Below are 6,406 nucleotides of genomic sequence, written 5' to 3' on the forward strand. Positions count from 1 at the left end.
TATAGGCGCGCCATGTCCGACCATCCCCACGATCATCCGACGCTCGCCACCGAGCCGCCGCCCGACTGCCCGCGCTGCCAGAAGCCTCAGCCGCTGTGCATCTGCGACAGCGTCACGCCGATCGAGAGCAGGCTGGGCCTCCTGATCCTGCAACACCCGCAGGAGCAGGATCGGGCGCTCGGCACGGCGCGGCTTGCCGCGCAGCATTTCAAGAATGCCGTGGTGAAGGTCGGTCTGTCCTGGCCGAGCCTCGCCAAGGCGCTGGGCCGGCCGGTCGACGATCCCTCGCGCTGGGCAATTCTCTATCTCGGCTCGGCCAAGGCGGCCGAGCTCGATCCCGAGAGCGAGGTCGTGGCGCTGACCCGCAAGGGCGAGGTCGCCGACAGCCAGCGCGCCATCCTCAAATCCATCGCAGGCGTGATCCTGCTCGACGGCACCTGGAGCCAGGCCAAGGCGCTGTGGTGGCGCAATCCATGGATGCTCAAATGCCAACGGGTCATTCTCGGGCCGCGCCGGCCCTCGCGCTATGGCCAGCTGCGCCGCGAGCCGCGCCGTGACGGGCTCTCGACGATCGAGGCGGCGGGCATGCTGATGGCGGCCCTGGAGCAGCGACCGGAGATTGCCGCAACGCTCGATTCGAGCTTCGAACGCATGCTGGCACGTTATCGCGAGGTGGAAAAGGCGCATCCCGAGCTCACGCCCCGGCCGAAGCCGCGGCGCTCGCATCCGTCTCGCGGCGGCAAACGTCGCGGCCGCGTATCGAAGTGACGCGAGACCGTGATGCCAGATCAGCATGCCACGTCAGCGCAACTTCATGCCTGACACGCAACAATTGTCGACCGAATTGGCGGGAACGACGTTCTTCAGCCAACACACCGCACTTGCTCTCTGAAGGCCCGGCCGGACGTAAGTCCAGGCGTTGCATTGCTCCGCTGTCTTGCAGGCGTTCTCGCAATCTTCGACGCGGTCCGTCCTGACATCGAAGGATGAATAGTCGCCGCCCCATCTATTTCTGTCGTGTTCTCTGTCGCTCATCGTGATCACGGTCGCGGCGGCCGCAACAGGTGCGGATCGAGCGGGCTCGAGAGTCTTGGAGATGTCCGGCGGCAAAAAGCCCAAGCCGATGAACACGACGCCGAAGATGGCGGCGAGTATCCGTGCAGTGCTCGTGACGTTGGAGACCTTGACTTCCTTGACCTCGAAGCCGCCGCCGAGAATTCCCACGGCCAGCAAGAGAGCCCCGAAGATGAACGACATGGTTGGCAGCGTCATTTGACACCTGCAGGACGGAATGCGTTCTCTCGTGCGAGCGTAACACATCGACAGAACGAAACCGAGTCGGGGGCGTGATGGCCTGAGTGAGCGTCCCACTGCTCCAGGCGCCGTCCCTCTCGCCACCTTCCCACCAAGCGCGGCCGATCGCCGACGGCATTGAATGCTCCACTCGGCTCAACGGGAATGTGTGGGATGCAGGGCGAAATCGCTGCCAGAACCCAGAGCCTATCGAGCCGGGGAAAGTGTCCGGATACCGTTTTTCGAGGCGCGACGGACCCCTCCTAACCACTCATTGGTGGAACGAAGGTACGCTTCTTGCATTGCAGCATAGCGAAAGGATGCGAGGCTATGCAGGACGCTGAGAAATCGAACGTGGTGCAGTTCCGGGACTACGTGAGCCGGCGCGCCGATCGTGCGGCAGCCGAGCCGTCAGCGGCGGGCGGCGGAACAGGGCGAGCGGGCGCCATCCTGGTGTGGCCGCGCGGGCCGATGCTCTACCCCGGCGGAATCGACGATCTGCCGGTCTAGGAGAAACGACGTCCCGCCGAGCAAATGGTCTAACTGCTTGATTTGATTGAGTGGAGGCCACGACCAGAATTGAACTGGTGTAAACGGTTTTGCAGACCGCTGCGTAACCACTCCGCCACGTGGCCTTATGGGCGGAGCAATATAGGCAATCGCGCGCTTAGGCAACCACTCTCGTCGCTCCGACGAGATTCGCCGGATGTGACCGCCCAGCCGGCCGACTCGCAGGCGCGCGATGCAGCTTCGGCGTCACCAGCGGCTACGCGGTGATGCTCGCCTCGCGCCATCCCTGTCTCTGACATCCCTGGCTCCGACGTACGGCGAGCAGCGACGAGATCGCTGCATGACCGATCACGTCGAGTGTTTCGCCTGCTGCATGCGCGATGACGCACGGCAGCGACGATAGTTGGAAAGATCGCGGCGAAATCGCGCAGCGCGCCTTGATTTCGTCAGGTTGTGTTGATCTAATCATTCTATGTCAGGGTGCACTGCAGAATTGGGCTGCAAGCAGAGCACCTGAACGCCACACACACCATCACACGCAAAGATCTGTCATGGACGATCATCCGACACGCCGCTCGGTGGTTCTCGGCTCGCTTGTCGCTTGCGCGTCAGCCGCGAGCGCGCGAGCAGCTGATGATGACGATCCTCGCAAGGAGAAGCGGCCGCAAAAAGGCGATGTGCTCGTGTTCTCGGAAGGCGAGCGCGAAGGCCGGACGATCACGCCTGATGATCTCAAGGCCGGAGATCCGCCGGTTCACGCGTGGCCGAAGGATGCGGCGAACGCGATCGTGCGCGATGGATCGCGCCTGAACGAGGTGCTGATCATCAGGCTCGATCCGAACGAGCTCGACGACGACACGCGTCCGCGCGCAGCCGAGGGCATCGTCGCCTACTCGGCGATCTGCTCGCATGCGGGATGCCCAGTCACGGCCTGGATCAAGGCCAGCGAAGGCAACGACGATGTCTTCAAATGCATGTGCCATAACTCCGAATACGACCCGCGTCGCGGGGCGCAGGTCGTGTTCGGTCCTGCGCCGCGCCGGCTCGCGGCGCTGCCCCTGATCATCAAGGACGGCGCGCTCGTGGTCGCCGCACCCTTCATCGGAAAGGTAGGTGGCCAGCAGGGCTGATGAGATCTCGTGTGTCTATCGGAACTCGCATCGTCACGACCGCAACGGTCGTCAAGACCGAAACGTCGTGAGAATCGTCACGACGAGCAAAGAAGCGAAAACGAAGCAGGGGAGGTTTGTCCATGTCCATCACGTCCACCAAGATCAAACAATGGCTCCTATCGAGTGCCGTCGCGTTCACCTGTCTCGCCGCGCCCGCAGCCATGGCGGGCCCCATCGACAATTACAGTCCGGTGACGCCCGCGCGGCTCGAGAACCCGGAGCCCGGCAACTGGATGCTCTATCGCCGCACCTATGACGGCCAGGGCTACAGTCCGCTCGATCAGATCAACACCACCAACGTCAAGAGCATGGTCCCGGTCTGGACCTTCGCGACCGGCGTGATCGAGGGGCACGAGGCGCCGCCGCTGGTGAACAACGGCGTCATGTTCATCACGACCCCGATGGGGCAGGTGATCGCACTCAATGCCAAGACGGGTGATCAGTACTGGCGCTACAAGCGGGAGCTGCCCGAGGACCTGTTCCAGCTGCATCCGACCAACCGCGGCGTCGGGCTGTGGCAGGACAAGCTCTATCTGGCGACGACCGACGATCATCTCGTCGCGCTCGACGCCAAGACCGGCAAGGTGCTGTGGGACAAGAAGGTCCAGGACTACAAGAAGGGTCAGTATCTCACGCTGATGCCGCTCATCGTCGACGGCAAGGTGATGGTCGGCGGCTCGGGCGGCGAGTTCGGCGTGCGCGGCTACGTTGCCGCCTACGACGCCGAGGACGGCAAGGAGCTGTGGCGCACCTTCACGATTCCGGCCGAGGGCGAGCCCGGGCATGACACCTGGAGCGGCGACGACTGGAAGAATGGCGGCGGCTCCGCCTGGATGACCGGCACCTACGACAAGGACACCAAGACGGTGTATTGGGGCGTCGGCAACGCCGCGCCGTGGCCGGGCAATCTGCATCCCGGCGACAATCTCTACACCAGCTCGGTGATCGCGCTGGATCCTGCGACCGGCAAGATCAAGACGCATTTCCAGTACCATCAAAACGATTCATGGGACTGGGACGAGGTCGATGCGCCGATGCTGGTCGACCTGCAGCGCGACGGCCGCACCTTCAAGAGCCTGATCCATCCGGGCCGCGATGCGATCTTCTGGGTGCTGGAGCGCACGCCGGAGCGGATCAACTACGTCAACGGCTGGAACTTCGTTCACACCGATGTCTGGAAGGGAATCGAGCCGGGGACGGGGCGGCCGATTGTCGATCCCGCACACAAGCCGACGCTCGGCAAACGCGTCGACTTCTGTCCGTCGCTGTGGGGCGGCAAGGACTGGCCGTCGGCTGCCTACAGTCAGAAGACGCGCTTCGTCTATGTGCCCGCCAACGAGAATTTCTGCGGCGGCTTCACCGGCGAGAAATTGCCGCTCGTTCCGGGACAGCTCTGGCTCGGCACCAAGGCAGAGGACATCGGGCTGACGGTGCGACCTGGCGCCGATCATTACGGCGAGCTGCAGGCGTGGGATCCGGCCTCCGGCAAGAAGGTCTGGTCGCACAACTTCCCGAAGTCGCAGCTGTTCGGCTCGGTCACGGCGACCGCCGGCGATCTCGTCCTGGTCGGCGGGACCAATGACCGGATGTTCCGGGCCTTCCATGCCAAGACCGGCGAGCTGCTGTGGGAGCAGAAGACCAACTCGGGCATCATGGGCATGCCGGTCGCCTATGAGGTCGACGGCACGCAATACATCGCCGTGCAGTCCGGTTGGGGCGTCGACGCGCAGCGCATCCAGGATGCGCTCGCCAAGGGCAACACCGGCCTCGAGGACAACGTGCCGCAGGGCGGCGTGGTCTGGGTCTTCGCCGTCAAGAAGTAAGCGAGAAGATCTACATGGCGGCGGCCGAGTGCCGTCGCCATGTCAGGATCGGCTGTCCACCACTTGAAGTTGAGGATGGAGTTTCACCAGGATCCCAATCCAGCAGGTCGGGATCTGAGTCGCGGGACCATGCCGGGCGTCGCGTGCGATAAGCGATCCGAAATACCGGAGCGCGCTCTACGGCGCGATGCGAGGGGACGCGTCAGCAGGCCGCGAACCAGCCGTCGGGGAACGGAATCAGCGGCCAAGCGCCGTGATTGTCGTTGGCAGCCTTCGGCGACGGTAAAACTGAAAACAAGCGGGCCATGGAATCGATCTCAAGCTCTGGCGCAATAGCCGTTCTTACAACGTCCATCAACAATTCGTATTCGGCTTCGTTCATCGTGACCTCGCGCAACTGCACGCACGATGGCAAAGCTCCACTGTGTTCAAATTGAGCGGATCGTTCAAATTGTAGCGATCCCCGTCGAAAGGCCTAATTGGTTACCGACGCCTTTCGTTCCGATGAAGGTACCGTAGTCTGCGCGCATCCCATGTGAAGCAGCTTACATCTCGATGGAACTTGATCGTCGCTGAAGACGCCGCCGTTGCAATCGGCCCCCCCGGAGGCAGGCCCGACCGATCACAGACGAACGCGGGCTCCAGCTGTCGCTGTTTGAAGCTTTCCGATCTGACCGTCTTGCCCACCAGCCATCGAGGGTCGCTCACGGCAGTTCGCACATCTCGGCCGCACGCTTCGTCGCCGCGCTGAGACGAATCAGAGCGTGCGCTTTCGAGCAGGCAGGCAAACCGGAGCTGGTGGCGGGCGCTTTCAACGATGGGCGTGCATGGCAGCGCAACGGCTCGCGAGTCGCCGCCGCATCCCTCGGCTCACTGCCGGGTCACGACCTTGCCGTCGAGAGCCTCCGTATCACTCGCGAGAATGTCGCGCATCAACTGCGACAGATCGCGTGGCTTGAACGGCTTTGCCAATCGGTGCAAGCCGACCATCCGGGCGGAGAGGCCGAGCAATTCGGCGGGCCCGTGGCCGGACTCCAGCACCATGCCGGACATCATCACGATCGGCATGTTCGGCCGAGCCGCGCGCGCGGCCCGGATCACGTCGTTACCGTCCACGTCGGCCAGGTTGAGATCGATCAGCGCCGCGGCGAAATCGTCGCGGGCCACGGCATCCATCGCCACGCGGCCGTCGGTGACGGCCGTGACGGCGTATCCCTCGCGCACCAGAAGGTGCTGAATCACGCAGCACACACCGACTTCGTCATCGACGACCAGAATGTTGGTCATGAGGCTTTCCTAACAGATTTGGAGGCAGAGCCAGGCTGGCGGGCTTCGCTCAGAAGCCGTTGACGAACCTCAAGCGCGCTGTCGACAGCTTCGAGCAGATCGAGGATGTCGAACGGCTTCTGCAGCGCCGCTGTCGCCCCGAGCTTGATGGCCATGCCGAGGAAGTCGGGAGCTCCCTGCTTCTTATCGGTAAAGGCGTAGCCGGAGATCGCGATGAACGGCACGGTCGGATCGATCTTGATCAGCTCGCGTATGGTTGCGATCCCATCCATGCCCGGCATGAACATGTCGATCACAACCGCGTCGAAGGATACGCTGCCG

General features: G+C 63.3%; 8 protein-coding genes and 1 tRNA gene. 4 read left to right on the forward strand and 5 right to left on the reverse strand.

Annotation, left to right across the window (positions count from 1 at the left end; all coding sequences use genetic code 11):
• Positions 1 to 12: 12 nt before the first annotated feature.
• Entirely contained in the window at positions 13 to 768 is a 756-nt protein-coding gene (locus BRAO375_RS06850; protein WP_009026733.1) for a tRNA-uridine aminocarboxypropyltransferase, read from the forward strand.
• A 33-nt stretch (positions 769 to 801) separates the two neighbouring features.
• Here BRAO375_RS06850 and BRAO375_RS35640 read toward each other — a convergent pair whose 3' ends face one another.
• A complete protein-coding gene (locus tag BRAO375_RS35640) occupies positions 802 to 1,272 on the reverse strand; it encodes a PAN domain-containing protein (protein WP_009026734.1) in 471 nt (156 codons plus the stop codon).
• A 351-nt stretch (positions 1,273 to 1,623) separates the two neighbouring features.
• Here BRAO375_RS35640 and BRAO375_RS06860 point away from each other — a divergent pair, with 351 nt between their 5' ends.
• Entirely contained in the window at positions 1,624 to 1,803 is a 180-nt protein-coding gene (locus tag BRAO375_RS06860; protein ID WP_009026735.1) for a hypothetical protein, read from the forward strand.
• Between the two features lie 51 nt (positions 1,804 to 1,854).
• On the opposite strand, the gene BRAO375_RS06865 is transcribed toward BRAO375_RS06860, so the two are convergent.
• Positions 1,855 to 1,928 (reverse strand) — tRNA-Cys (locus BRAO375_RS06865).
• 426 nt (positions 1,929 to 2,354) lie between these two features.
• On the opposite strand from BRAO375_RS06865, the gene BRAO375_RS06870 reads away from it, so the two are divergent.
• Complete coding sequence (locus BRAO375_RS06870; protein WP_009026736.1) at positions 2,355 to 2,933, forward strand: QcrA and Rieske domain-containing protein; 579 nt, start codon at positions 2,355 to 2,357, stop codon at positions 2,931 to 2,933.
• A gap of 122 nt (positions 2,934 to 3,055) precedes the next feature.
• Positions 3,056 to 4,798: a methanol/ethanol family PQQ-dependent dehydrogenase gene (locus BRAO375_RS06875; RefSeq protein WP_009026737.1), complete on the forward strand. Its 1,743-nt coding sequence runs from the start codon at positions 3,056 to 3,058 to the stop codon at positions 4,796 to 4,798.
• A 202-nt stretch (positions 4,799 to 5,000) separates the two neighbouring features.
• Here the strand turns inward: BRAO375_RS06875 and BRAO375_RS06880 are convergent, their stop codons facing one another.
• From BRAO375_RS06880 to BRAO375_RS06890, 3 genes are all read right to left on the reverse strand, one after another.
• Positions 5,001 to 5,180, reverse strand: a complete 180-nt coding sequence (locus BRAO375_RS06880) for a hypothetical protein (RefSeq protein ID WP_009026738.1) — start codon at positions 5,178 to 5,180, stop codon at positions 5,001 to 5,003.
• Positions 5,181 to 5,668: 488 nt separating this feature from the next.
• On the reverse strand, positions 5,669 to 6,085 hold the full coding sequence (locus tag BRAO375_RS06885) for a response regulator (RefSeq protein WP_009026739.1): 417 nt from the start codon (positions 6,083 to 6,085) through the stop codon (positions 5,669 to 5,671).
• Positions 6,082 to 6,406 (reverse strand): response regulator (locus BRAO375_RS06890; protein ID WP_035639319.1); only part of this gene is annotated, 325 nt, incomplete at its 5' end. The genes BRAO375_RS06885 and BRAO375_RS06890, both read right to left, overlap by 4 nt.

Source organism: Bradyrhizobium sp. ORS 375 (assembly GCF_000239775.1).
Classification (GTDB): domain Bacteria; phylum Pseudomonadota; class Alphaproteobacteria; order Rhizobiales; family Xanthobacteraceae; genus Bradyrhizobium.